Source organism: Carnobacterium sp. AT7 (assembly GCF_000171855.1).
In the GTDB taxonomy this organism is placed as follows: domain Bacteria; phylum Bacillota; class Bacilli; order Lactobacillales; family Carnobacteriaceae; genus Carnobacterium_B; species Carnobacterium_B jeotgali.
This window is the reverse complement of the sequence record NZ_ABHH01000024.1, coordinates 1-23,096: the sequence shown is the minus strand read 5'-3', so window position 1 is coordinate 23,096 and position 23,096 is coordinate 1. Positions and strand designations below refer to the sequence as shown.

The following is a 23,096-nucleotide window of genomic DNA, read 5'->3' as shown; positions in this document are numbered from 1 at the left end:
ATAATCCTTTAATTAATTTTTATACTGATAGATTTATTTCATAAAGTATTATATACTGTACGGTGCGCACATTTGTCAAACGAATCTTTTGGCATTGTAAAACAATTAACTACCTACATTCTAAAGGAGGTTCCTAAGTGAATCAAGGCTATGTAAAAGATCTTATGGTCGAGGAACAAATTGAGTTGCAATCAATCTCAAATATTATCTTTGTAGAAACGATTGCTAGAGGTTTTTATGAGTTGAAGAAAGTAACTGTTGCTTTACCAGATGGTTTTCCTTTAGGACGAATCTATTCTAGAGAAATGCTAGGCAAATTACTTTTAGATGATCACCGCTATAGTATTTTAATTGAAACAAACGATGGCAAGTATCTTTATCAATCTTCTACAGTAAAAATACCAAAAATTGATTTACCCACCTAACTAGAGTCTAGCATTTAGAAATTGACCGTTCGCTGAGTATTGCTTTTGGGCTTCAAACAGTCAACAGGCTCTATGCAAGCAAAACGGTCTATGCAAAAAAAGATAGAAAAGCTTTTTACGGCTTTTCTATCTTTTTTTATTGATTAATTTTAGTATCGAACAGTCATCAATATTTTCTAAAACGTTGGTAACGTTCTTCAACAAGCTGATCAGGTGTTTTTGCAGAAAGTTCTTCCAATGTTGAACTAATCGTCTCACGCATAGCTTTAAGGATATCCTCGTGAGGCAATAAACCTTCTTCATTCGTTTCAGGTAAAATGGAATCAATTATATCAAGACCTAATAAATCTTGAGCCGTTAATTTCATCAGTTCAGCTGCTTCTTTCGCTCTTGATGCATCTTTCCATAATATAGAAGAAAACCCTTCAGGTGACAGGACAGAATACATCGTGTGTTCCATCATCCACACTTGGTTTCCCATAGCTAAAGCTAATGCTCCGCCACTACCACCTTCTCCAATAATAATAGAAAGAATAGGCACTTTTAACTTACTCATTTCGATTAAGTTACGAGCAATGGCTTCACCTTGTCCTCTATTTTCAGCTTCAACGCCACAATATGCACCAGAAGTATTAACAAAGGTAATCACAGGTCTATTAAATTTTTCCGCTTGTTTCATTAAACGTAAGGCCTTTCGATATCCTTCTGGATGAGGAGAACCAAAATTCCGCAGAATATTTTCTTGTACTTCGTGCCCTTTTTGATTCCCAATAACCGTTACAGGTTTTCCATTTAAGGTTGCTACTCCACCTACAATAGCTTTGTCATCATGAAAAGATCGATCGCCATGGAATTCAATAAAATCGTCAAATACCGATTCCATGATCTCTAAAGCAGATAATCGTGATGTTTTTCTTGATAAAGCAACGATTTCCATAGCTTCTTTCAACTATTTCACCTTCTTTATAAAAATACTTACTTGACTGTTCTTAGTAATGGATACGTAAGATCTGACTCAAAGTTGCTTTTAATTCTTTTCTTGGAACAATCTTATCGATAAAGCCATTTTCTAAAACAGACTCAGCAAGTTGGAAATCATCCGGCAGTTCTTCATTTATGGTTTGTTCAATCACTCGTCTGCCAGCAAAACCAACTAACGCTTGAGGTTCAGATAAAATGATATCTCCTTGCATCGCAAAACTGGCTGTTACGCCACCTGTAGTTGGGTCGGTTAATACTGTTACATACAGTAGACCTGCATCACTATGACGAGCAACGGCTCCACTAATTTTTGCCATCTGCATCAGCGATAAAATACTTTCTTGCATTCTCGCACCACCAGAGGCTGTAAAAACAATGACCGGTAGTCTTTCAGCAAGCGCTCTTTCAAATGTCCGCGTAATTTTTTCACCGACTACTTTCCCCATACTTCCCATTATAAAATGAGAATCCATTACACAAATAGCCGTTTCTAATCCATCAATTAGCCCTTTTCCAGTTAAAACAGCCTCATGGAGTTTAGTATTTTTTTGAGCTTTTTGAATTTTCGTATCGTATTCCGGAAAATCTAACGGGTTTTCAAATGGAATATCTTGATTCCATTCTTCAAAACTGTCTTCATCAATGGTTAATTCGATACGTTTTTGAGCTCGAATTCTGAAAGTATAGCCGCATTCCGGACAAATTTTTTGCGTGCCTAAATCTTTTGTATAGATGGCTTTTTTACAACTAGGACATTGTGCAAACATGCCATCTGGTACCATAGGCGTATCATTTTCTTCATTAATTTGCGTGTGTTTACTAATTGGTATATACGCTCTTTTTTTAAATAACTGCACATTGTCACCTCTTTTATTTACTGCTTATTAGTGAAATGTTTTTTGTTGATCCAAGACAAACTTATTCAACACGAGGTACCCATTCTTTCAGGAAAACGTCTTGCAAAAAGCTTGTATCGTATTCTCCATTAACAAATCGCTTATCCATTAACAAATCTTCTTGGAAAAATTGATTGCTGATAATCCCATCAATAACCATTTCACCTAAAGCACGTTGCATTTTTGCAATGGCTTCAGCACGATTTGCGCCTTTTGTAATGATTTTAGCAATCATTGCATCATAATAAGGCGGGATATTTGCTCCCGCAAACATCGCACTATCAACTCGTAATCCATTTCCACCACTAGGCATCAATAAATAATTGATTGTTCCTGGTGAAGGAGCAAAATTAAACGCAGGATTTTCAGCATTGATGCGGCATTCGATCGTATGTCCAGTTAAACGAACGTCACTTTGTTGAATAGACAGCTCTGCTCCACTTGCAATCAATAATTGTTCTTTTACAATATCAAATTCAGTGGCCATTTCTGTTACCGGATGTTCAACTTGGATACGCGTATTCATTTCCATGAAATAAAACTCACCATCTTGGTCCAGTAAAAATTCAATCGTACCTGCATTTTTATAACCAACATACTTTGCAGCACGAATAGCGGTTTCACCAAGTTTTTTTCGTTGTTCTTCATTGATAGCAACAGATGGAGACTCTTCAATCACTTTTTGATTATTCCGTTGCAATGAACAATCACGCTCACCTAAATGAATCACATTTCCATAGTGATCACCTAGTAATTGTACTTCAATGTGACGTGCATGTTCAATGATTTTTTCCATATACATTTGATCATCGCCAAAAGCAGCTTTCGCTTCATTTTTAGCACTATTGAATGCGGAAACTAACTCTTCACTAGATAGCACTTTTCGCATGCCTTTTCCGCCTCCGCCAGCTGCGGCTTTAACCATTACGGGGTATCCTAATTGATCTGCCAGTTGTTTAGCTTCATTAGTATCGGTAATAAAGCCTTCACTTCCTGGAATAACAGGTACATTTGCTTCAATCATAAGAGCACGCGCATTCGCTTTATTCCCCATTTGGTCAATAGTACTCGCATCTGGTCCAATAAATGTCACATTCATTTCCTGACACATGGTCGAAAATGTACTATTTTCAGATAGGAAACCAAAACCTGGATGAATGGCTTGTGCATTCGTCACAACGGCTGCACTTAAAATACTTTGCATATTCAAATACGAATCCGCAGCTTTTGCGGGTCCAATACAGATAGCTTCATCCGCTAACTGCATATGCAACGCATCACGGTCTGCTTCAGAATAGACAGCAACCGTTTTGATTCCCATCTCACGACAAGCTCGAATAATCCGAACAGCGATTTCTCCTCGATTGGCAATTAATATCTTATTAAACATCGTCTTATCTACCAATGATGAAAGTTAATTCAGCTTCACAAACTTTTTTTCCGTTTACGTAAGCTACGCCTTTTCCGATACCAGCATAATCTTTTAATTTAACAATATCAACTTGCAACATTAATTGATCACCAGGAACAACTTTTTTACGGAATTTAACTTTGTTCATTCCGCCTAAGTAAGCTGTTTGACCTTTAAAGCGGTCTAACGTAAGCAAAGGAATCGATCCTGCTTGAGCTAATGCTTCTAAAATATAAACTCCTGGCAATACCGGTTCACCTGGAAAGTGTCCTTGGAATACTTCTTCATTAATCGTAACATTCTTAAGTGCTACAACGTGTTCACCTGGTATCATTTCGTCAACACGGTCAATGAAGTAAATAGGGTAACGATTTGGGATCAGTTCTTGGATTTCTTTAATATTCATAGTTGTCATTTGTGTTTCCTCCTAGGCGATTCTGAACAACGGTTGATTAAATTCAACGACTTGTTCATCTTCTATTAATATCTCAGTAATGGTTCCTTCAATTTCACTTTTAATTTCATTCATTAATTTCATGGCTTCGACAATACAAAGCGTTTCTCCAACAGACACTTTATCGCCAACTTTTTTGAAAGCAGGTTGGTCTGGTGACGGTGATGTGTAGATAACGCCCACAATTGGCGAGTGAACTAGTGCGCCCTCGGCAATAGACTCAGCAATTGGAGCAGTTTCTTCGATAATAGAAGAAGTTTGTAAATTTTCTTTACGAACGGGTTCGCTAAATCTTGCTTCTGAATCAGTTGAAACCGATTGATGGCTGATTTGTTGAGTAGCTGTATTTTTACTCATTCTTAAATTCACATTGTCCATTTGCAAATCGAATTCAGTTAATTCTGATTTGTTCACTAGATCTAGAATTTCTTTTACTTGATTGAAATCCATTATTACTGACCCTCCCATTTCTTAAAGCATGTTACGGCATTGTGTCCGCCAAAGCCTAAAGAATTGTTTAGAGTGTATTTGATATCTGCTTCACGTCCAACATTTGGAATGAAATCTAGATCACAGGCTTCATCTGGTACTTGAAGGCCAATAGTAGGTGGTAAAAAGCCGTCTTGAAGAGCTTTCACACATGCTACTGCTTCAATAGCACCTGCAGCACCTAATAAGTGTCCAGTCATACTTTTCGTACTTGAAATAGCCACATTTTTTGCTTCTTCGCCAAAAGCATATTTGATTGCCATTGTTTCAGCTGAATCATTCGCTCCTGTACTAGTTCCATGAGCATTGATGTACCCAACGTCAGCAGGTGTAATGCCAGCTTCGGCCATTGCATCTTGCATTGCACGCCCAGCGCCACTTCCATCTGGTGTCGGAGCAGTCATATGGTAACCGTCTCCAGTTGAACCGTATCCAACGACTTCAGCATAAATTGTCGCACCGCGTTCTAATGCATGATCTAAACTTTCAAGCATCAAGACTGCCGCTCCTTCACCCATAACGAAACCATTGCGTTCTTTGTCAAAAGGAATAGATGCACGGTCAGGATCTGTACTTTTTGATAAAGCTGTCAATGCAGCAAAACCTGAAATACCGATTTCGTTGATTGTGCCTTCAGCTCCACCCGCAAGAATCACATCTGAATAACCATGTTTGATGTTGCGGAATGCTTCACCAATTGAGTTGTTACCAGACGCACAAGCTGTAACAATGGATGTATTAATTCCTCTTGTTCCAATTGCAATCGAAATATTTCCAGCAGCCATATTTCCAATCGCCATTGGTACGAAGAAAGGAGCTACACGTTGCGGCCCTTTTGTGTTCATTTTAATGATTTGTTCTTGCATAGCGTTTAATCCACCAATACCAGAACCCACGATGACACCAAAACGGTTCATATCTGTTTTTTCACGATCAATGCCGCTTTCTTCTACAGCTTGAACTGCAGCTGCAACACCGTATCTTGAAAATTCATCCATCCGTTTTGAAATTTTACGTTGCATATAGTTTGTTGCATCAAAATCTTTCAATTCACCAGCAACAGTGATTCCTGTTTCGGTGGCATCAAATTTTGTAATCGGTGCTATGCCGTTTTTTCCAGCTTTAAGTCCATCCCAAAATTCAGCTACTGTATTTCCTAAAGGTGTCACAGCACCCATTCCGGTAATTACTACACGATTTGTCATTTTTTTTCCTCCTTCTTAACCATTCATAACCATTCCGCCATCTACATTGATGACTTGACCTGTAATGTATTTATTTTCACTTAAGAATACTGCAGCTCTTGCAACATCTTCTACGTTACCTAAATGTTTCAAAGGTATCTGACTAACCGCTTGTTCTTTCATCTTGTCAGATAATACATCTGTCATTTCTGTATCAATAAAACCTGGAGCAATAGCATTTACAGTGATTCCTCTAGCAGATAGTTCTCTAGCGGCAGATTTTGTTAAACCAACAACGCCGGCTTTACTTGCTGCATAGTTTGCTTGTCCGACATTTCCTACAAGACCAACTACACTAGCCATATTAATGATAGTGCCGCTTTTTTGTTTTAGCATGACTTTTGATGCATGACGAATCGTATTAAAGGTTCCTTTTAAATTAACCGAAATTGTTTGATCGAAATCTTCCTCAGACATGCGCATTAAAAGCATATCATTTGTAATCCCAGCATTATTTACTAAAACATCGACACTTCCAAAAACTTCTTTTGATTCTTCAATTAATTGTTTAGCAAAGTCAAAATCACTAACGTCACCTAAAATCGTGTGCGTTTTAACGCCATAACCTTCTAATTCGCTAATAAGCTCCTCAGAAAAAGGTTTACGCGCATTTAAAACGATATTTGCACCAGCTTTTGCAAATGCTACAGCAACCGCTTTTCCAATACCTCTTGAACTCCCTGTGACAATAACCGTTTGATTTTTTAAAGTCATGTGCTCATTCCTTTTAATGTATTAGGCTAAGCTTCTAGCTCTGCCAGTTTTTTCATTGTCTTTTCTAACGTTTTTTCATTTTCAACATTTAAAATGGTAACTGTTTTATCAATTTTTTTGATAAAACTACTCAATGTTTTTCCGGGACCAACTTCAATAAATGTGTCCACACCTAAATCAATCATTGTTCTGACACTATCTTCCCAATAGACGGGAGACATCACTTGTTTAACCATCATGTCTTTGATTTGCTCTTTATCCTTAAAGACTTCAGCAATTGTATTACTGACAACAGGAAGAGTAGGCTCATGAACTGAAATGGCCGTGATGGCTTCTTTTAACTGGATTGAAGCAGGTTCCAACAATTGTGTATGAAAAGGTCCACTTACTTGCAAAGGAACAACGCGTTTAGCGCCTTTTTCAAGTAAAATTTCTCCTGCTTTTTCAACAGCTTCTTTGATACCTGCAATGGCGATTTGGCCAGGCATATTGTAATTAGCTGGAGAAACAACACCTAGTATACTCGCTTCTTCACACGCATCTTTAATGGTTTGACGATCAAGTCCCATGATGGCACTCATTGCGCCTTTACCTAGTGGAACAGCATCTGTCATGTATTGGCCTCTTTTTTTCACCAATTGGACAGCTTCTTTAAAAGAAAGAACATTGGCTTTAACGAAAGCACTGTACTCTCCTAGACTTAAACCCGCTACAACAGCTGGTTTAATCCCTTTTTCTTCTAGCAATGCATCAATAGCTAAACTTACTGTAAGGATGCAGGTTGAGTGTACGTTGTTTGATTAAGAGAGTCATTTTCTTCAAAACATAGTTTTGCCATGTCCAAATCTAAAAATTCACTGGCTTGATCAAAAACGTCTCGGACCACACTGTACTTTTCATACAATTCTTGACCCATACCAAAGTATTGAGCTCCTTGTCCACTGTATACAAAGGCAATTTTCATGTAGCTCTTGTCTCCTCTATAACGGTAATTTGCCTATAAAAAAAACCATCCATTTATACATATCAATTAGAGAAATAATTAAAAAAACTAGAAAACTATTTGAAGCAAAAAGAACTCCTTTTAGCTTTCTAGTTTTTTCATTTAAGTTCACCTTATTATAAAATGAGGTTAGCTTGTTCTTTTATTACTTCTTGATATTCATGCATTAATTCTTGGATGATCTCATGACAACTTTGTTCTTTAAAAACTAAACCAGCACTCTGGCCAGACATAAATGACCCAGTATCTTTATCGCCATCTATAACAGCGCGTTTTAAAGCACCATTACCAAGTTCTTCTAAACGATTAAAGTCTGGTTTTTCATCACTTGTGATGTCTTTTTCAATTTTTAAGTATTGACGTGTTAATTTATTACGAAGGACACGTACTGGATGACCAGTAATTTGACCAGTAATAACGGTGTCGATATCTTTTGCTTTTAAAATAGCATCTTTAAAATTTTGGTGAACTGTACTTTCGTGAGCAACAACAAAACGTGTCCCTAATTGAGCAGCTGAAGCGCCTAACATAAATACAGCTGCAACACCGCGTCCATCAGCGATACCTCCTGCTGCAATCACTGGAACAGATACAGCATCGACAACTTGTGGCACTAAATTCATAGTAGTTGTTTTTCCGATGTGTCCGCCTGCTTCCATACCTTCACAAATAATCGCATCGGCGCCTTCATTTTCCATTCTTCGAGCTAATGCTACTGAAGCAACAACTGGAATAACGACTGTACCGACACTTTTAAATTGATTCATGAATCTTCCTGGACTACCTGCACCAGTTGTTACTACTTTTACTTTTTCTTCACAGACAATTTTCACAACTTCTTCAACATGTTGCGATGTTAATAAAACGTTGATCCCAAAAGGCTTGTCTGTTAATCTTTTTGTTTCTTTAATCAGTTCTCGTACAATTTCGCCCGAAGCATGTCCACAAGCTAATATTCCTAGACCACCAGCATTCGAAACTGCACTCACTAAACTAGGATTAGCAACCCAAGACATTGCGCCTTGTATAATCGGGTATTTAATTCCCAGTTTTTCGATTAATTCAGACTGCATATGGAAACCTGCTCTCTTATAAAAAATTATTTTTTAGCTAATTCAGCTTCAACAAACGTTACAATATTTTGAACGGTGATTAAACCTTCTTCAGATTCAATTTTAATATCAAATTCATCTTCAATATCGTTGATGATTTGGAATAAGTCTAAGCTGTCTGCTTCTAAATCTTCACGGAAGTTAGTTTCTAATTGTACTTCTGATTCCTCTTTGTCTAATTGGTCCACGATAATTGCTTGTATTTTTTCGAATGTCATTTGTAATTCCTCCATTATAGTTGTTTTATAGTTTTTTTTTGCTTATTTTTTTAAGCCTAAGCGGGCTGTTGTAACCACTTTAAAGTTGAATGAGCATGGAGCCCCATGTGAGTCCTCCACCAAATCCGGTTAGCACAATTTTTTTCTTGCTGCCTAATACGAGATCGCCATTTGTCAAGAGTTCATCTAACAAAATAGGTATACTAGCAGCAGAAGTGTTTCCATATTCAGCAATATTCGTTGCAAATTTTTCAACTGGAATTTTCAGTTTCTTTGCAATAGCTTTTAAAATACGGTAGTTCGCTTGATGAGCAACAATACAGTCAATGTCTTCAAGAGTGCTATTTGATGCTTCAACAACCGTTCGTATACTTTCAGGTACACTACGGATAGCAAAATCAAATATGGCTCTTCCTTCCATTTTAAGAAAACCATTTTCTGTAGCTTGTTCCAGTTGGAAATTTGAAACTGCGCGTTTGCCAGCTGTAAGAGAATCTCCACGGCTGCCATCAGAATGAATATCTTCTCCTAAGAAACTGTTTTCTGTTTCCGATGCACCTAACAAAACCCCACCTGCTCCATCGCCGAACAATACTGCTGTACTGCGATCTTGCCAATCAATGATTTTTGACATGACTTCTCCGCCAAGAACCAAACCATACTGATAAGCACCGCTTTGAATTAACTTCTCAGCAATTGATAAGGCATAAATAAAACCAGAACATGCTGCATTTACATCAAAAGCCATTACAGGTTTTGCTCCGATAAAATCTTGTACTAAACAAGCAGTTGAAGGACTTGATCCATCTGGAGTCATTGTCGCAACAATAATAAAATCAATTTCTTTAGCAGAAATGCCTGTCTTCCCAAGAATATCCAATGCAGCTTTGCCACAAAGAATTGAGGTATCTTCACCCTCACTAATGTGACGGTTTTCTATACCTGTACGACTTTTGATCCATTCATCGTTGGTATCCATTATTTCTTCTAGCATAGCGTTGGAAACTTTTTTTTGCGGAGTATAACTTCCAGCACCCATAATTTTTGCCTTCATTGCATTCAACCCTGTTCTTATAGATTATTTTTTGTACGGTATAAGAAAACATGAAGATTTTTTAAGCCTTTAATTAGCATTTCTGCCTCTTCTTGATTTAAGCCTTCAAGCGTTTCTTTAACCATATCTCGATGAAACTTATCATGAAGACGATATAAGAGTCGGCCTTTTTTTGTTAACCCTAACTTCACAACTCGTCGATCATTATCGTTTCGAATACGTTCAACGTATCCTTTTTTCACTAAGTTGTTAACGGAAACAGTTAATGTCCCGACAGTAATGGCTAATTTTTTTGAAACCTCTGTTGTTGTATGAATACCATACATTCCAATAGCTTCAATAGTATGCATTTCTTTTATTGAAATATCTTTAAATGTGCTGCTTTGCAGAGCACCTTCTTCAATAGTCATAATTTCGTTAAAAATCGTTACTAAGTAAGAATTAATTTCAGGAATTAATTCGTCCACATCAACTCCTCCGTTCTTTCAAATTAGCAAACAAGTTAATTACTTTGAACATCAAATTGTTTGACCATCAAACTATATTATTTTTTGGTAGAAGTGTCAAGAAAAAAAACTCATTATTTTTAAAAAAAATAGTGAAACTCTTTAGTATCAAGGATAAATCATTAAATAAATATTTTGACTATCAAAGTACTTTTCCTGAAATAAACTTTTTAAATTTCAAAAAAGCACTCCATTTCATTGATTATTCTTTACGAAAAAAAGAGTTGAGACAAAATTGTCTCAACTCTTTTTTTTATTATTCCGCTTCAACAGATACAAACTCTTCTATATCTTTAAAGTTAACAATAGTTTTACTTTCCATTATATCTTTCATTTTATCAGAAGACTTGTCCCAATAAATTTCAACAACGGCACTATTATTCAATAATTTGATAATTGTTCCAGCCATTTTTTCGTCTCTGAAAGAAAAAATAATTCTATCTCCTACATCAGGTCTAAAAGAAGCTTTAATTTCATCAATAATAACGATTGCTTCATCATATGGTACGCCTAAAAGGGTCGCAATTCTTGATTTGCTAGCACCTTTGCGAAGTTCAACCTCAACTAAAGACTGAATTTCTTCGGTAATAATTTTCCCCATGTAAATCCCCTCATTTCTTTGGTTCTTATTTGAGCGTATTTCAGTAAATTCTCTTAATAGAAACCATTATACCATATTTTAGCAATAAAATGAAGCACAAGAAATGAAGGATGGGCAATACTCTTGCTTTTAACGTTCTTAACCAGCTATTTTTTACTTAAATGTGCTCGCATGATACCCAACTTTTTTTAACAATGCTATTAAGGTTGTTTTTTCTTCTTCACTAAGGACATGAAATAAATTTGAAATCAATTTTTCATGTTGTGGAAAAGTAGCTTGCATAAAAGCTGTTCCTTTTTCAGAGATTGAAATATTTGTCACGCGGCGATCTGTAGCTGAGGGCGTACGCTTAATGAATTCTTTCTTTTCTAATTTATCTACTACATAAGTAATGCTGCTGCTGGCTAATAATATTTTTTTGCCAATATATTGAATAGGTTGATCTCCTTTATTATAAAGAAGTTCTAAAACTGAAAATTCGGTAGGGTTTACGCCATATTTAGTCATATCTTTTTTTACAACATCTTGTACACTTGAAGAAGATTTTAGCAATACTGTTAATGTTTTTAGCGCTTTTTCTGTATCATTCATCTACTTATTCACCCTTCTGATTTTGCATAATTAATAAATTACTTCAAAAAAAAACATCTTCATTTCGAGATAAATATACCATTAAGACTAGTTGACTGTCAACTGTTCTGCTATACAGGTGTTTATAATCGTTGGGCTATTTTGGATCTTCGTCAAATAGTGTGGCTGCTTCTAAAAATTCTTTCGGAATAGACGGATTTGCTTGTAAGAGCCCTGGTAAGTTCTTAAGTCTCAAACACCGCTTAATCACTAAAGCGCTAATGCTGTATAATTCGCATTGAATACTTCACAGGGCTACAAGCAATCCTATTCCTCCAGAATGTTAAGCATGTACTACATTCATCTATCAACACTAAAAAGTATAGAGCCGCTATTTTAGACAATTTCAAAAAAAGAAAGACGCTCTAGAAATCAGAACGTCTTTCTTTTAAAACAAATAGCATGGCTCTAATCAATCTTTGATATCAACATCTACATAGGCTGATCATTTTGATAACTAGAGCTACATGCTAGTATATATGTGCTCAAACATTTAGTCTTTCTGATTGATCTTCATTTAGAATGGGGACAGCATTGCAATCAACTAAATGATTGAGCTTAGACAATATAGCTTTACTCGGCTACTTGTCTTAGAAGCTACTTTCACTAGCTTCCACTAAAGAGCGTCATGCTCTCTTACCGTGTGCATGTCTCTCTTTATAGATACAATATACCATGTAAGCGCAAACAAGTCAAAAGATAAGCTTATCTTTAGGGAAACAATTAATAACTTACCTGACTGCTTAATGACATTATGGATTGGACTCCTTTATGCAGGATCTTCGTCAAATAGTGTAGCTGCTTCTAAAAATTCTTTCGGAATAGACGGATTTGCTTGTAAGAGCCCGGGTACCGTCTTAAGCCTAAAGTCTTAAGATTTTTCAAGCCTCAAACACCGCTTAACCGCTAAAGTGTTAAGCATTATCTAAATTCATCTATCAACATTAAAAAGTATAGTGCTTTTATGCATCCAAATAATTCGAGACAAAAAAAGAGTCTCTTATCTTAACAGAGACTCTCTTTTTCATTTTGTAGCTAGTTTCTATTTTTCAACTCTATTCTAACAGCTCACATCTTGTTCTTGCTCTGCTAGATTACTTTAATTTTGCCCATGATTTTCTTCATCGTATGGGCTTTGGATACTTCAAACTCGACTGATTCTATTTTAGAAACTTAGCCACTCTATGAAGTTTTGACTTTCATAAAGAAGACATTTTACCTTGTCCTTCTTTACATGTTTATTATAACAATAAAGCGTTATCATTTCCAATTTAACGATTGGAACTTCATTAGTTAAAAGCTGTAGATTTTGATTTAAAGTTACCCATTATTTCTTAACGGTTTTAGTACTGTTGACCATGCAACAACTTGATCTAATAAAGTTGTTACTGAAGCTGCATGTAAGTCTGCAGGTTTGAATTCATTCATATTTACAAAATCTGTAAATAAAGACATTGCAGGATGAGTCCGCACGCTGGCAATTTGTAATTCAGCAAGAACAACTCGCAAAGCTTCTGCAGCTCTAACTCCACCAGACGAACCATAACTAATAATTCCTGCTGCTTTATTGTTCCATTCAGGATATAAATAATCGATTGCATTTTTTAAAGCGGATGTAATACCATGATTGTATTCAGGAGTTATAAAGACATAGCCATCTAACTCAGCTATTTTTTTTGACCATGGAATAGCTTCTGGTGTAACATAGTTTTGACTATAAGCTGCTGAAATTGGTTCATTGTATAAAGGCAGATTAAACTCTGCAATATCTACAATTTCGTATTCTGCATCTCCGCGCTGGTCCGCTAATCCTTTTACCCATTGTGCTACTTGCAAGCTGTTACGTCCTGGACGTGTACTACCTGTAATAATTCCGATTTTTGTCATTTACTTCTTCCTCCTTGTGATTCAGCTATTAGCTGAAAAATTGGTTAAGCAGCTAATGAATCCGCTTCATCCGCTAACTTAAAGTAACTATAACGCATTAATTTTTAAGTAGCAACTAATAGCCATTGCTTAAATCTATTCAGTTAACCTTACACATCTGATGGAGTAATAATGCCTAGTGGTGGTTCTGAGACTTTTCCGTTTTCTGTTATCAATAAAGCATCCAATCGGCGATCCTTTTTCAATAAATCTGCGGCAACCTCAATAGACATATTTTTTTTTATAAATAGATAATTATTTTTATTTTTATCTTCTAAGACAATCTCTTCTACCAGAGTTTCTTTTAAAAAAATGGTTTCATCTTGCAGCTGCTGTGCTAACCACAATGTGATTCCTTTTTCGGTTAATAATCCAATCAGTTCTTTATCTTTATAAATAGGAAAATGAGTGAATCTTTTTTCGTTAATCGTTTTTAATACGTCTGTAAATTGAGCATCAAAATTGAATCGAACCACGTCTCGTTTAAATAAAGGATAAACCTTCGCTGGACTTTTTATTTCTTCTTCAATTTGTTCAATGTGTTTGACTACTTCATCTGTCGGCTGAGCAATGTAAGTAGTAGGAACTAATTTTTTGTGTACCATAACATTTCTGAGATCTGCAAAAATTTGCAAATCATTTTTATATTTTTTTACTGCAGTATTTCGATGTTCATTATCATCTAATAACCGATAAAAGGGTTTCTTATGCTCCTGTTCATTTTCTAAAAAGCTTAAATAATTTTGAATTCGATTGAAACTGGCAATAAAGCGTTCTGCATTAGTCATTAAATTCCCCTTCCAGAATAGCTTAGTTTATTTTTGATACATCTTAAAAAATTCACGTCCATACAATACAAAAGACAATGTCAAGAAAAAGCCCGTAATAATCATTAGACTAGCTGCAGTAGTTGTTTGAATAGATGGAAAAGCTACCAAAAAGGTCATACATGCATAAAAGACAGCAGTAGCTATTTTACCAAACCACTTAGCTCCATCGAGTTTTTTCCCTTGTCGATAGAGTATAATATCGTTTATTGCCATGAATAGTTCTTTAGCTATAAATAATAAAACAATGAGCCACATCATTTCGTATCGGGACATCAAACAAATGATAACGGCCACTTGAGTAAGCTTGTCAGCGACAGGGTCGAGTAATTTGCCTAACTCGGTTATTTGATTTAACTTACGCGCAATTATACCATCTAATAAATCTGTGAGCCCTGAAAAAACAATGATTATGCCTGCTAAATAATAATCTTTGGTTTCTACTGCTGTAAGGTATTGAATCATAAAAACTGGAATTAGAAGCAGACGAATGTAAGATAGACTATTTGGAACAGTAAAAAAATCTCTTGCGGTAATCTTCAATGTGCATCACCTCTCAAATAAATTGACTTCTTACACTAATCCTACCATTTTTAGTGTATTTTTGATTCCATTAAGCCTTTTTTCAACCCATTTTTTTAACAAAAAAAACCATTGAATGCTGTATCTCTGCATTCAATGGTTTTGCCTTCTAGTTTAAATGACAATTGGGTTCTTATCTTTCATCAAAATCAAATTCATCAATAGTATAAATTAAATCTTCCATATTTGAAGTACTGAAGAAAGCTTCTTCATTTTCAGGTGGAATGTCCAGATAAATTGGCATTGCTGTGTCTGGTTCCAACACGCCAAAAGAGTCTTCTGTTAAACTATACTTTGATTTATCTAAAATTACATCGCCATTGACTGTGCTAAAACTAATTGTAATGTCAATATTCGTCATCGCCATATCCATTCTATTCACGATAATAAAAATAGCTTGCATAGCGCCTGTTTCACCTAAATACATTCCAGTAAAGTGAATGGCTACATCATTTTCTATTCCAAGTTCAGCTGTTTCAGACATTCTCATTTCTATTTCTTGTAATACTGAATCACTTTCTAACGTTAAACCTTGATCTAATTCCATCTTTTGAGGTACAAGAGGAATGGCCATATCTGTTGTGGTTTCACTTGTCTTATCTGAACTTGTCATGGACTCTTCTGTACCAAACATACTAGATTCAGAAGACATTTTTGAGCTCATTTCTGAACTCATCATTGTCTCACTTGATACAACTGTCGAACTTGATTCATTAGAAGATGTTTTTTCTTCTCCTCCTCCAATTAAATCACAACCTGCCAACACAACAACTGCTCCTAAAAGCGTTAATATTTTTTTCATTTTAATCACCCTTCCCCTTTTTTTCTAAACACAAACCCTTATTCTGAGCATTTTCCATTTAGTTTAGCTTTTCATATTTAAATTCATCAAGCCGGATAGCTGCATCATCTTTCATAATAGAAAAGAACAGATCTGTTTTTTCCTTTGGAACCGTCATCGTAAGAGGAAGAACTGCATTGGGTTCTAATGGACCAAATACTTCTTCTTCCAAAATAGAATACTTCTGATCCCATACCATTTCACCATTTTTATTGCCGTAACTCAATTTATACTGAATATTCTTCATTGCGATATCCGTTTTATTAATCACAAAAAAGTAAGCAAGTGTATTTGTATCATTCTCATCATATAACCCAGAGTACATCACTGTAACATCATTATCGAATCCCATATACGGACTGTCTAAGACTAGTTGCTTAAATTGAGCCATTAGAGGGTTGTTATCGAATGTTTGTCCTTTATCGGCATTTTGTTTAGGAATAACAAGCGACAAATTCGCTTCATTGGGTTCTGTTGCTGATTCATTAGTCGAATCTGGTTGTTCTAAACTAGTAGCAGTCGTATAATCAAAGCTTTCAATCTTTTCCACTACTTGATTTATATTTATTTCTTCTAAAAGAGGTTCTTTAGACGGATCGACCAATAAGTACAAAGGCATGACTGTATTTGGCTCTAATACACCAAAACTATCTGCGGCTAATTTAAAAGATTGTTTATCAAAAATCAATTCACTATCTGATTTTCCGAATGTATAAGTAAATTGAATATCTTCCATTGCAGTATCTGTTCGGTTAATAATAAAAAATATTCCTGCAAGATTTGGAGTTTCACCATAGGTTTCTCCGGTGTAAACAATCGTCACATCATTCTCATAACCCATATCAGGATTCTGTTTGACATACCTTTCCAACAACGCTAACGTTTCGTCTGTTTCAACGGTCAAACCTTTTTTTATTTCATCGGCTTGCGGAACTAACAGCAACTCTTCAAGATTTTCATTATCAGATGCTTTTTGTGTTGATGAAAACAGTTCGTTGTTCTCAATAACGCTTTCACTCTCAACTGACTCTTCTCCACTAGAATCAGTTGAACGTTTACTCGTTTCTTCGCTAGTAGACGACGATAAAAGTTCTTTAGTTAGTTTGTCTGATAAACCTCCAATATCACACCCGGCTAGTAAAAACACAAAAATGAGTAGAAATCCCAACTTTTTCATATTTCTCTACTCCCTTCTTAAGCCACTCTTAGCAGTAAGAAATAATCTTTTTCTAAAGAAACTTACCCTCCATTCATGATAGATTTTAAAACGAATAACTATACTTTTATAAGTACATCTTTGTACTGTTTTGTACTTAGATTAATTGTAGCGCATAACACAGTAATAACAAAAAGATATACACTACAAATCGTTATTTAATCTTTCGACTAAAAAAAGAGCTAAAACATCCTAAACGTGTTAACCACATTTGTTATGTTCTAGCTCTTTTTTTATTACTGGTTATTTTTAAAAGTCAGTATCATTTAACTGATTGCCTTCATACTCATCGTTATAAGGATTGTTACTTTCAGCGTAATCCGTTGGATGGGTAGGATCATAAGTATCCCCATCCGTTAGCGTACGATAGAAAATTTGTTGTGCTGTCGTACGATAAGGTTCAATGTAAAAAGAAATCACAATGACGAACAACACGATTGCTAAAAATAATAAAAGAAAGCCTATAATAAGAGCGATACTTTCAGTTGGACCAGCTTTTACACTGGCATCAATGGTCCGCATGCTTCCTAGCAGAATCAAAGAAAAAATAATAAAAGGTATGATATACCACCAAACAAATGAAAGTTGCAGTAGGAAATACTTCCATTTGTTTCCTTTCATCAGTTTGCGGCTTTGGTCTAATGCATCCATAATACTGATTGAAGGGTCATCTTTCATTAAGTTCAATGCTTGGCTGTAACTATAGCTTTTAATAATACCTGGTATAATCAATAATAGAGACCATAGTGTAATTAAAATAGACTTCACAATAATCAATCCCGTTGTTTTAAAGATGCGGTCTCGCTTAAATGTTTGAAACATGCCTTCGATAGACAACTTAGCACCATCTATCATATCTAACATATTCCAAGCATATCCTGCATACAATAGGCTTGAAATAAATCCTACAAGGATGCTGACGAGCGAAGTCTGTATGCTAGCTGTAACGGATGGTTCAGTCACAATTGCAGTCTCATTCATATTTCCTTGTATAACGGATTCGAACATCGTAAGAGAGCTACCTGTTCCTAAAATAGTTAGTATGATCTGACTGATTGACCCAGTTAAAACAGAAATAATAATTAAATTTAAAATAGCTACTTTCCAATTTCCTTTTAACATTTTTTTTGCCGTACGCTTTATTTCGCGTCTTTCCATTTGGTTCATCTCCTTTTTTAACTTAATCTTATCATAACTGAAACCAAAACGCCGCACAATTATAATCCCCCTGCTAATCGATTTTTCCATTTATATTTATAGTCGTTTTCATTTCGCAACTAACGAGTCACAAAAAAAAGAGTGATCGGCATTTAGCCAATCACTCTTTTTTAACCGTTTAAACGGTCCATTTTTCATAATCATCTGTTTCCATAGATTCAACCATTCCCAGTAAATAGCCATTTCCTACTTGTGAGAAAAAGTCATGATTAGATGTACCGGTAGAAATACCGTTCATAATAACAGGGTCTACATCATTGGCTGTATCTGGAAATAAAGGATCAAACCCTAGATTTTGCAAAGCTTTATTTGCATTGTATCTAAGAAAAACTTTAACCCTTTCAGTCCAACCAATTTCATCATATAAATATTCTGCGTATTTCACTTCATTTTGATACAATTTAAAAAGCAATTCGTACGTCCAATTCTTCATTTCTTCTTTTTCATTATCAGGCAATTGGTTATAAGCAATTTGAAATTTATATCCAATGTATGTGCCATGAACGGATTCATCGCGTAAAATCAATTTAATAATTTCAGCTACGTTTGGCAGTTTATTGTTTCCTAAATAGTGCAATGGAGCAAAAAATCCTGAGTAAAATAAAAAAGATTCTAGCATGACACTAGCCACTTTTCGTTGCAATTCAGTTCCATTTTGGTAAATGTCATTGATTGTTGAGGCTTTTATTTGCAACAAGTCATTTGTATTTGTCCATTGAAAAATTTCATCAATTTCAACTTTGCTATTTAACGTACTGAAAATCGCACTGTAACTTTTTGCATGCATAGATTCCATAAATTGGATATTATTGTACACGGCTTCTTCATGTTGTGTGCGAATAAAAGGCTTCAAAGCTTGGACACCATCTTGTGATTGGAGTGTATCTAATAGTGTTAAACCTCCAAAAACTTTTCCGACCATATCTTTTTCCGCTTTTGGCAGACGTGCCCAATCATCTAGGTCATTCGATACCGGGATACGTGTATCTGTCCAAAATTGTTCAACTAATTTTTCCCATGTCAGCTTGTCAATCATATCTTCAATGTTATTCCAGTTAATAGCTTTATAGTTCGTTGTCATTCTTGTTCTCTCCTTTTAAATGGTGCAGCTTTCGCAAGCATTTGAACCAATTTCTTCTGAATTTTCCGTAAACGTACGAACGTAGTAGATTGACTTCACACCTTTTTTCCAAGCGTAATGACGTAAAATATTTAAGTCACGTGTTGTTTGTTTGGTTGTGCGTCCATTTTTCCATTCATATAACCCTTCAGGAATTTCAGAACGTAAGAAGAGCGTTAAACTCATACCTTGATCAATGTGTTTTTGGGCTGCTGCATAAACATCAATCACTTGACGCATATCCATATCATAAGCTGACTTATAATAAGGCATTGTGTCATTTGATAAGAAAGGTGCAGGGTAGTAAGTTTTCCCCGTTTTCTTCTCTTGACGTTCTTCAATCAAACGTGTGATTGGATGCAAACTAGATGATGTTTCGTTTACGTAACTAATTGAACCTGTCGGCGCTACAGCTAAACGGTTCTGATGATATAAACCGTCACTCATTACCGCTTCTTTTAAAGCTGCCCAATCTTCTATAGTAGGTACTTGGATCCCATCAAACAAGTGTTGAACTTTTTCACTTGAAAAAACAAAATTTTCGTTGATGTACTTATCAAAATAAGTCCCATTCGCATATTTCGATTTTTCAAAATTATAAAAAGTCGTACCTCTTTCTTTCGCTACTTTATTACTAGAAACTAACGTATAATAATTTAACAATTTAAAATATACATCTGTAAATTCAACAGATTCTGGCGAACCGTAATGGATTTGATTCAAGGCTAAGAAAGTATGCAAACCCATAGCGCCTAATCCAATCGTGTGGTATCTGTCGTTTCCGTTTTTAATCGATGGAACGGCATCGATACTCGATTGATCGGTAACCATTGTTAATGCACGCACCATTGTATCAATCGATTGTCCAAAATTAGGGGATTTCATTAAATTTACAATATTAGTTGAACCAAGATTACAGCTAATATCCGTTCCTAAATGCTCATAAGTTTGGTCATTATTAATTAAAGATGGTTCTTGGATTTGTAAAATTTCACTACACAAGTTGCTCATTGTAATCGTCCCATAGACTGGGTTTTCACGATTAGCCGTATCAACGTTAATAATATAAGGGTAACCAGACTCTTGTTGCAATTTAGAAATTTCATTTTCTAATTCACGAGCACTAATTTTTGATTTACGTATTTCTTCATTGTTAACCATGTTATCGTATTCTTTAGTAATATCGATATACGCAAACGGTTCTCCATAGATACGTTCGACATCATATGGACTAAATAGATACATCTGCTCGTCGTGTGCTGCTAATTCATAGAATTTATCCGGCACAACTAGTCCAAGAGAAAGAGTTTTTACACGAATTTTTTCATCTGCATTCTCTTTTTTTGTTGAAAGAAACGAAACAATATCTGGATGGAAGACATTCAAATAAACAGCCCCTGCTCCATTACGTTGACCAAGTTGATTAGAATAACTGAAACTATCTTCTAATAATTTCATTACTGGAACAACTCCACTTGAAGCATTGTCGATTTTTTTGATTGGATCGCCAGAAGCTCGTAAATTCGATAAATTCACTCCTACTCCGCCTCCAATACGAGACAATTGCAATGCACTATTCACCACACGACCGATACTATTCATATCATCTGTTGCTTGAATCAAGAAACAAGAAACCAATTCTCCACGTCTTTTACGGCCAGCATTTAGAAATGTCGGAGTAGCTGGTTGGTACCGTTGATTCACAATTTCATCTGCAAGTCTGCTTGCCAGTTTAGTGTCTCCATCTGCTAAATACAAGGCATTAAAAACAATCCGGTCTTCATAGCGCTCTAAGAAACGTTCCCCATCATTCGTTTTCAAGGCATATTGAGTATAAAATTTAAAAGCAGACATAAATGAACGGAATCTAAATTTACGGCTATAAATATCATCAAATAAGGCACGCACAAATTCTCTATCGTACTTTAATAAAAATTCTTCTTCGATATAATCTTCTTCAATTAAATAATTCAACTTTTCATCTAATGTATAGAAGAAAACAGTGTTCGGATTTACATGTTCTAAAAAATAAGCTCGTACAGCTTCACGATCCTTGTTCAAAGGAATTTTCCCATCTACTGGTCTATTCAATTCATTATTTAACTTAAAATACGTAATTTCTTTTGGTTTTGATGCTAATTTAGGTTTATCCAATTTCATTCACCGCTTTCTTTAATTGTGCAACATCTTCATCATTACCTTGAAATTCGAAGGTATGTAATAGTGGTACATGATACTCGTTTGCTAAGTCTATTGCTGTAAAAGCGAAAAGTTTGCCAAAATTCAAATTACCACCACCTGCGACTCCTTTAAAATACGTTTTATTATCAGCCGTTTCAATAAAATCATTTAATATATCTGTTGCATCTTTATCATAGGTCGGGGTAATGATAATAAACGGTTCATTTAAAGCAAGATATGGATTCGTTGGTGTCAACTCCAGCGAATCCATATCTAATTTTTTAACAAACTTTCTTGTTTGGCCTGTTAAGCTGATGTAAACAACTTTCATACTAATTGATCAAGGAGATCAGGGCGAAAGCCATTAAATGCTTCTTGTCCTTCAACTGAAATAACCGGAACAGAGCTGAACCCAAGGTCCTTCACTTCATTTAATGCTTCTTCTGATTCAAAGATATCTTTCACTTCATAAGAGACACCTTTATCTTCTAAATATTTTTTAGTGAAGTTACATTGCATACAATTTGGTTTAGAGTAAACAATAATCGTTTTTTGAGCCATTATACATTCTCCTTTGAAAGTCTTTTTTAATCATCTTGCTTCTATTTCTTTATCTGTTATTCTACACTCATTCTTCCTTACTGGCAAATAAATAAACCACTATATATAGTGGTTTACCTATTGACATATTCATTTACTTCTATATATAGTGTTGTCAACAAAAGATTGTGAACAAATATACGTAGAGAAATGCGACGAGTATTTGTATTCAAAATCGGCTTAGTGTATTTTTCACATTTGAAAAAAATAAAAATTATTTTTTCTTTTTATTATTTTTTTTAATTCCATAAATAACGTACTATGTAAAATAATAGAATATTTTTACATTTTTTTGAATAAATCTTTACACTATTTTCAAGCTAATTAAAGGAGGACTTATTTAATTTTATTTTTATTCTTTTTTTCAAAAAATTTAAACAGTTAACGAAAAAAAGTTAGGAAAGCTTTATATCCAGCTTTCCTAACTTTTTAATTGATGTCTCAGGAGAGATTCGAACTCCCGACCGTCCGCTTAGAAGGCGGATGCTCTATCCAACTGAGCTACTGAGACATGTCCTAGCAACAAAATTAATTATATGCAATAATGAATAAAAAGTCAACACTTTTTGTTAATAAATTTCAAATTTAAGAAAGAACGTTATTTTAATCAGTTGTATTTAGTAACTATACCCTTTACAATAACGATTAAAGAATTTAAGGAGGTTTTAAAATGGGATTAATTGGTGGTCTTTTAGGAAACGCTGGGAATATCAGCGAGAACGAAGCTCGAAAAAAATTAGTGGGCGTTATTTTAGAAACCGAAACAATTGATTTAGCATTCAAGTTAGTCCGTGATTTAATTATCTTCACTGACAAACGATTAATCGTAATCGATAAACAAGGAGTT

The 23,096-nt window shown here is 35.1% G+C and carries 25 protein-coding genes, 1 tRNA gene and 1 pseudogene; 2 read left to right on the top strand and 25 right to left on the bottom strand.

Going from position 1 to position 23,096, the window contains the following annotated elements:
* Positions 1-137 precede the first annotated feature (137 nt).
* Positions 138-425: a hypothetical protein gene (locus tag CAT7_RS09095; protein ID WP_007724743.1), complete on the top strand. Its 288-nt coding sequence runs from the start codon at positions 138-140 to the stop codon at positions 423-425.
* Positions 426-591: 166 nt separating this feature from the next.
* Here CAT7_RS09095 and CAT7_RS09090 read toward each other — a convergent pair whose 3' ends face one another.
* The 25 genes and pseudogenes from CAT7_RS09090 to CAT7_RS08970 all read right to left on the bottom strand — a co-directional run bounded on the left by CAT7_RS09090 (position 592) and on the right by CAT7_RS08970 (position 22,760).
* The gene (locus CAT7_RS09090) at positions 592-1,362 is read right to left on the bottom strand and encodes an acetyl-CoA carboxylase carboxyl transferase subunit alpha (RefSeq protein ID WP_029276004.1); all 771 of its coding nucleotides are present in this window, start codon (positions 1,360-1,362) and stop codon (positions 592-594) included.
* 52 nt (positions 1,363-1,414) lie between these two features.
* On the bottom strand, positions 1,415-2,263 hold the full coding sequence (gene accD / locus CAT7_RS09085; protein WP_007724741.1) for an acetyl-CoA carboxylase, carboxyltransferase subunit beta: 849 nt from the start codon (positions 2,261-2,263) through the stop codon (positions 1,415-1,417).
* Between the two features lie 61 nt (positions 2,264-2,324).
* Positions 2,325-3,692, bottom strand: coding sequence for an acetyl-CoA carboxylase biotin carboxylase subunit (locus tag CAT7_RS09080; RefSeq protein WP_007724740.1), 1,368 nt, complete (start codon positions 3,690-3,692; stop codon positions 2,325-2,327).
* A 4-nt stretch (positions 3,693-3,696) separates the two neighbouring features.
* Positions 3,697-4,128 carry a 3-hydroxyacyl-ACP dehydratase FabZ gene (gene fabZ, locus CAT7_RS09075; protein ID WP_007724739.1) on the bottom strand — a complete coding sequence of 144 codons (432 nt, stop codon included), beginning with the start codon at positions 4,126-4,128 and terminating at the stop codon, positions 3,697-3,699.
* 12 nt (positions 4,129-4,140) lie between these two features.
* The gene (gene accB, locus CAT7_RS09070) at positions 4,141-4,617 is read right to left on the bottom strand and encodes an acetyl-CoA carboxylase biotin carboxyl carrier protein (RefSeq protein ID WP_007724728.1); all 477 of its coding nucleotides are present in this window, start codon (positions 4,615-4,617) and stop codon (positions 4,141-4,143) included.
* Between the two features lie 2 nt (positions 4,618-4,619).
* A complete protein-coding gene (fabF, locus tag CAT7_RS09065) occupies positions 4,620-5,861 on the bottom strand; it encodes a beta-ketoacyl-ACP synthase II (protein ID WP_007724724.1) in 1,242 nt (413 codons plus the stop codon).
* Between the two features lie 15 nt (positions 5,862-5,876).
* Complete coding sequence (gene fabG, locus CAT7_RS09060; RefSeq protein ID WP_007724721.1) at positions 5,877-6,614, bottom strand: 3-oxoacyl-[acyl-carrier-protein] reductase; 738 nt, start codon at positions 6,612-6,614, stop codon at positions 5,877-5,879.
* Positions 6,615-6,640: 26 nt separating this feature from the next.
* A pseudogene (fabD, locus tag CAT7_RS09055) lies at positions 6,641-7,578 on the bottom strand (ACP S-malonyltransferase).
* A 155-nt stretch (positions 7,579-7,733) separates the two neighbouring features.
* The gene (fabK, locus tag CAT7_RS09050) at positions 7,734-8,690 is read right to left on the bottom strand and encodes an enoyl-[acyl-carrier-protein] reductase FabK (protein ID WP_007724714.1); all 957 of its coding nucleotides are present in this window, start codon (positions 8,688-8,690) and stop codon (positions 7,734-7,736) included.
* Positions 8,691-8,716: 26 nt separating this feature from the next.
* Positions 8,717-8,947, bottom strand: a complete 231-nt coding sequence (locus CAT7_RS09045; protein ID WP_007724713.1) for an acyl carrier protein — start codon at positions 8,945-8,947, stop codon at positions 8,717-8,719.
* Between the two features lie 79 nt (positions 8,948-9,026).
* Positions 9,027-10,001 carry a beta-ketoacyl-ACP synthase III gene (locus CAT7_RS09040; RefSeq protein ID WP_035019576.1) on the bottom strand — a complete coding sequence of 325 codons (975 nt, stop codon included), beginning with the start codon at positions 9,999-10,001 and terminating at the stop codon, positions 9,027-9,029.
* A 17-nt stretch (positions 10,002-10,018) separates the two neighbouring features.
* Positions 10,019-10,468: a fatty acid biosynthesis transcriptional regulator FabT gene (fabT, locus tag CAT7_RS09035; protein ID WP_007724711.1), complete on the bottom strand. Its 450-nt coding sequence runs from the start codon at positions 10,466-10,468 to the stop codon at positions 10,019-10,021.
* Positions 10,469-10,763: 295 nt separating this feature from the next.
* On the bottom strand, positions 10,764-11,108 hold the full coding sequence (locus CAT7_RS09030) for a DUF2187 family protein (RefSeq protein WP_007724710.1): 345 nt from the start codon (positions 11,106-11,108) through the stop codon (positions 10,764-10,766).
* A 153-nt stretch (positions 11,109-11,261) separates the two neighbouring features.
* Positions 11,262-11,699 (bottom strand): MarR family winged helix-turn-helix transcriptional regulator, encoded by a 438-nt coding sequence (locus CAT7_RS09025; protein WP_007724707.1) that lies wholly within the window; start codon positions 11,697-11,699, stop codon positions 11,262-11,264.
* A 1,359-nt stretch (positions 11,700-13,058) separates the two neighbouring features.
* Positions 13,059-13,625 (bottom strand): NADPH-dependent FMN reductase, encoded by a 567-nt coding sequence (locus tag CAT7_RS09020; RefSeq protein WP_007724704.1) that lies wholly within the window; start codon positions 13,623-13,625, stop codon positions 13,059-13,061.
* A gap of 149 nt (positions 13,626-13,774) precedes the next feature.
* Positions 13,775-14,452: a CBS domain-containing protein gene (locus tag CAT7_RS09015; protein WP_007724702.1), complete on the bottom strand. Its 678-nt coding sequence runs from the start codon at positions 14,450-14,452 to the stop codon at positions 13,775-13,777.
* A gap of 27 nt (positions 14,453-14,479) precedes the next feature.
* Positions 14,480-15,034 (bottom strand): CDP-alcohol phosphatidyltransferase family protein, encoded by a 555-nt coding sequence (locus tag CAT7_RS09010; RefSeq protein WP_007724701.1) that lies wholly within the window; start codon positions 15,032-15,034, stop codon positions 14,480-14,482.
* A gap of 172 nt (positions 15,035-15,206) precedes the next feature.
* Entirely contained in the window at positions 15,207-15,875 is a 669-nt protein-coding gene (locus CAT7_RS09005) for a lipoprotein (protein WP_007724699.1), read from the bottom strand.
* 58 nt (positions 15,876-15,933) lie between these two features.
* Complete coding sequence (locus CAT7_RS09000; RefSeq protein WP_007724698.1) at positions 15,934-17,091, bottom strand: hypothetical protein; 1,158 nt, start codon at positions 17,089-17,091, stop codon at positions 15,934-15,936.
* Between the two features lie 288 nt (positions 17,092-17,379).
* Entirely contained in the window at positions 17,380-18,288 is a 909-nt protein-coding gene (locus CAT7_RS08995) for a DUF975 family protein (protein WP_035019579.1), read from the bottom strand.
* A gap of 178 nt (positions 18,289-18,466) precedes the next feature.
* A complete protein-coding gene (gene nrdF / locus CAT7_RS08990; protein WP_007724695.1) occupies positions 18,467-19,429 on the bottom strand; it encodes a class 1b ribonucleoside-diphosphate reductase subunit beta in 963 nt (320 codons plus the stop codon).
* 15 nt (positions 19,430-19,444) lie between these two features.
* Entirely contained in the window at positions 19,445-21,628 is a 2,184-nt protein-coding gene (nrdE, locus tag CAT7_RS08985; protein ID WP_007724693.1) for a class 1b ribonucleoside-diphosphate reductase subunit alpha, read from the bottom strand.
* Positions 21,615-21,980 (bottom strand): class Ib ribonucleoside-diphosphate reductase assembly flavoprotein NrdI, encoded by a 366-nt coding sequence (gene nrdI, locus CAT7_RS08980; RefSeq protein ID WP_007724692.1) that lies wholly within the window; start codon positions 21,978-21,980, stop codon positions 21,615-21,617. The genes nrdE and nrdI overlap by 14 nt, the downstream gene beginning before the upstream one ends.
* Complete coding sequence (gene nrdH, locus CAT7_RS08975; protein ID WP_007724691.1) at positions 21,977-22,210, bottom strand: glutaredoxin-like protein NrdH; 234 nt, start codon at positions 22,208-22,210, stop codon at positions 21,977-21,979. Before nrdH ends, nrdI begins: the two co-directional genes overlap by 4 nt.
* Before the next feature lie 476 nt (positions 22,211-22,686).
* Positions 22,687-22,760: transfer RNA gene (locus CAT7_RS08970), tRNA-Arg, on the bottom strand.
* Between the two features lie 159 nt (positions 22,761-22,919).
* Between CAT7_RS08970 and CAT7_RS08965 the strand changes: the two genes are divergently transcribed.
* On the top strand, positions 22,920-23,096 hold a 177-nt coding region (locus CAT7_RS08965; RefSeq protein ID WP_007724690.1), incomplete at its 3' end, for a PH domain-containing protein.

What these genes read in the sequence shown, in the direction of transcription:
- nrdF (WP_007724695.1), bottom strand. Translation starts at nt 19,429, where the DNA reads ATGACAACGAACTATAAAGCTATTAACTGGAATAACATTGAAGATATG.
- CAT7_RS09025 (WP_007724707.1), bottom strand. Translation starts at nt 11,699, where the DNA reads ATGAATGATACAGAAAAAGCGCTAAAAACATTAACAGTATTGCTAAAA.
- CAT7_RS09005 (WP_007724699.1), bottom strand. Translation starts at nt 15,875, where the DNA reads ATGAAAAAAATATTAACGCTTTTAGGAGCAGTTGTTGTGTTGGCAGGT.
- fabZ (WP_007724739.1), bottom strand. Translation starts at nt 4,128, where the DNA reads ATGACAACTATGAATATTAAAGAAATCCAAGAACTGATCCCAAATCGT.
- CAT7_RS09015 (WP_007724702.1), bottom strand. Translation starts at nt 14,452, where the DNA reads ATGACTAATGCAGAACGCTTTATTGCCAGTTTCAATCGAATTCAAAAT.
- nrdI (WP_007724692.1), bottom strand. Translation starts at nt 21,980, where the DNA reads ATGAAAGTTGTTTACATCAGCTTAACAGGCCAAACAAGAAAGTTTGTT.
- CAT7_RS08995 (WP_035019579.1), bottom strand. Translation starts at nt 18,288, where the DNA reads ATGGAAAGACGCGAAATAAAGCGTACGGCAAAAAAAATGTTAAAAGGA.
- fabG (WP_007724721.1), bottom strand. Translation starts at nt 6,614, where the DNA reads ATGACTTTAAAAAATCAAACGGTTATTGTCACAGGGAGTTCAAGAGGT.
- fabF (WP_007724724.1), bottom strand. Translation starts at nt 5,861, where the DNA reads ATGACAAATCGTGTAGTAATTACCGGAATGGGTGCTGTGACACCTTTA.
- accB (WP_007724728.1), bottom strand. Translation starts at nt 4,617, where the DNA reads ATGGATTTCAATCAAGTAAAAGAAATTCTAGATCTAGTGAACAAATCA.
- CAT7_RS09030 (WP_007724710.1), bottom strand. Translation starts at nt 11,108, where the DNA reads ATGGGGAAAATTATTACCGAAGAAATTCAGTCTTTAGTTGAGGTTGAA.
- CAT7_RS09000 (WP_007724698.1), bottom strand. Translation starts at nt 17,091, where the DNA reads ATGAAAAAGTTGGGATTTCTACTCATTTTTGTGTTTTTACTAGCCGGG.
- CAT7_RS09090 (WP_029276004.1), bottom strand. Translation starts at nt 1,362, where the DNA reads ATGGAAATCGTTGCTTTATCAAGAAAAACATCACGATTATCTGCTTTA.
- nrdH (WP_007724691.1), bottom strand. Translation starts at nt 22,210, where the DNA reads ATGGCTCAAAAAACGATTATTGTTTACTCTAAACCAAATTGTATGCAA.
- fabK (WP_007724714.1), bottom strand. Translation starts at nt 8,690, where the DNA reads ATGCAGTCTGAATTAATCGAAAAACTGGGAATTAAATACCCGATTATA.
- CAT7_RS09040 (WP_035019576.1), bottom strand. Translation starts at nt 10,001, where the DNA reads ATGAAGGCAAAAATTATGGGTGCTGGAAGTTATACTCCGCAAAAAAAA.
- nrdE (WP_007724693.1), bottom strand. Translation starts at nt 21,628, where the DNA reads ATGAAATTGGATAAACCTAAATTAGCATCAAAACCAAAAGAAATTACG.
- CAT7_RS09080 (WP_007724740.1), bottom strand. Translation starts at nt 3,692, where the DNA reads ATGTTTAATAAGATATTAATTGCCAATCGAGGAGAAATCGCTGTTCGG.
- CAT7_RS09045 (WP_007724713.1), bottom strand. Translation starts at nt 8,947, where the DNA reads ATGACATTCGAAAAAATACAAGCAATTATCGTGGACCAATTAGACAAA.
- CAT7_RS09020 (WP_007724704.1), bottom strand. Translation starts at nt 13,625, where the DNA reads ATGACAAAAATCGGAATTATTACAGGTAGTACACGTCCAGGACGTAAC.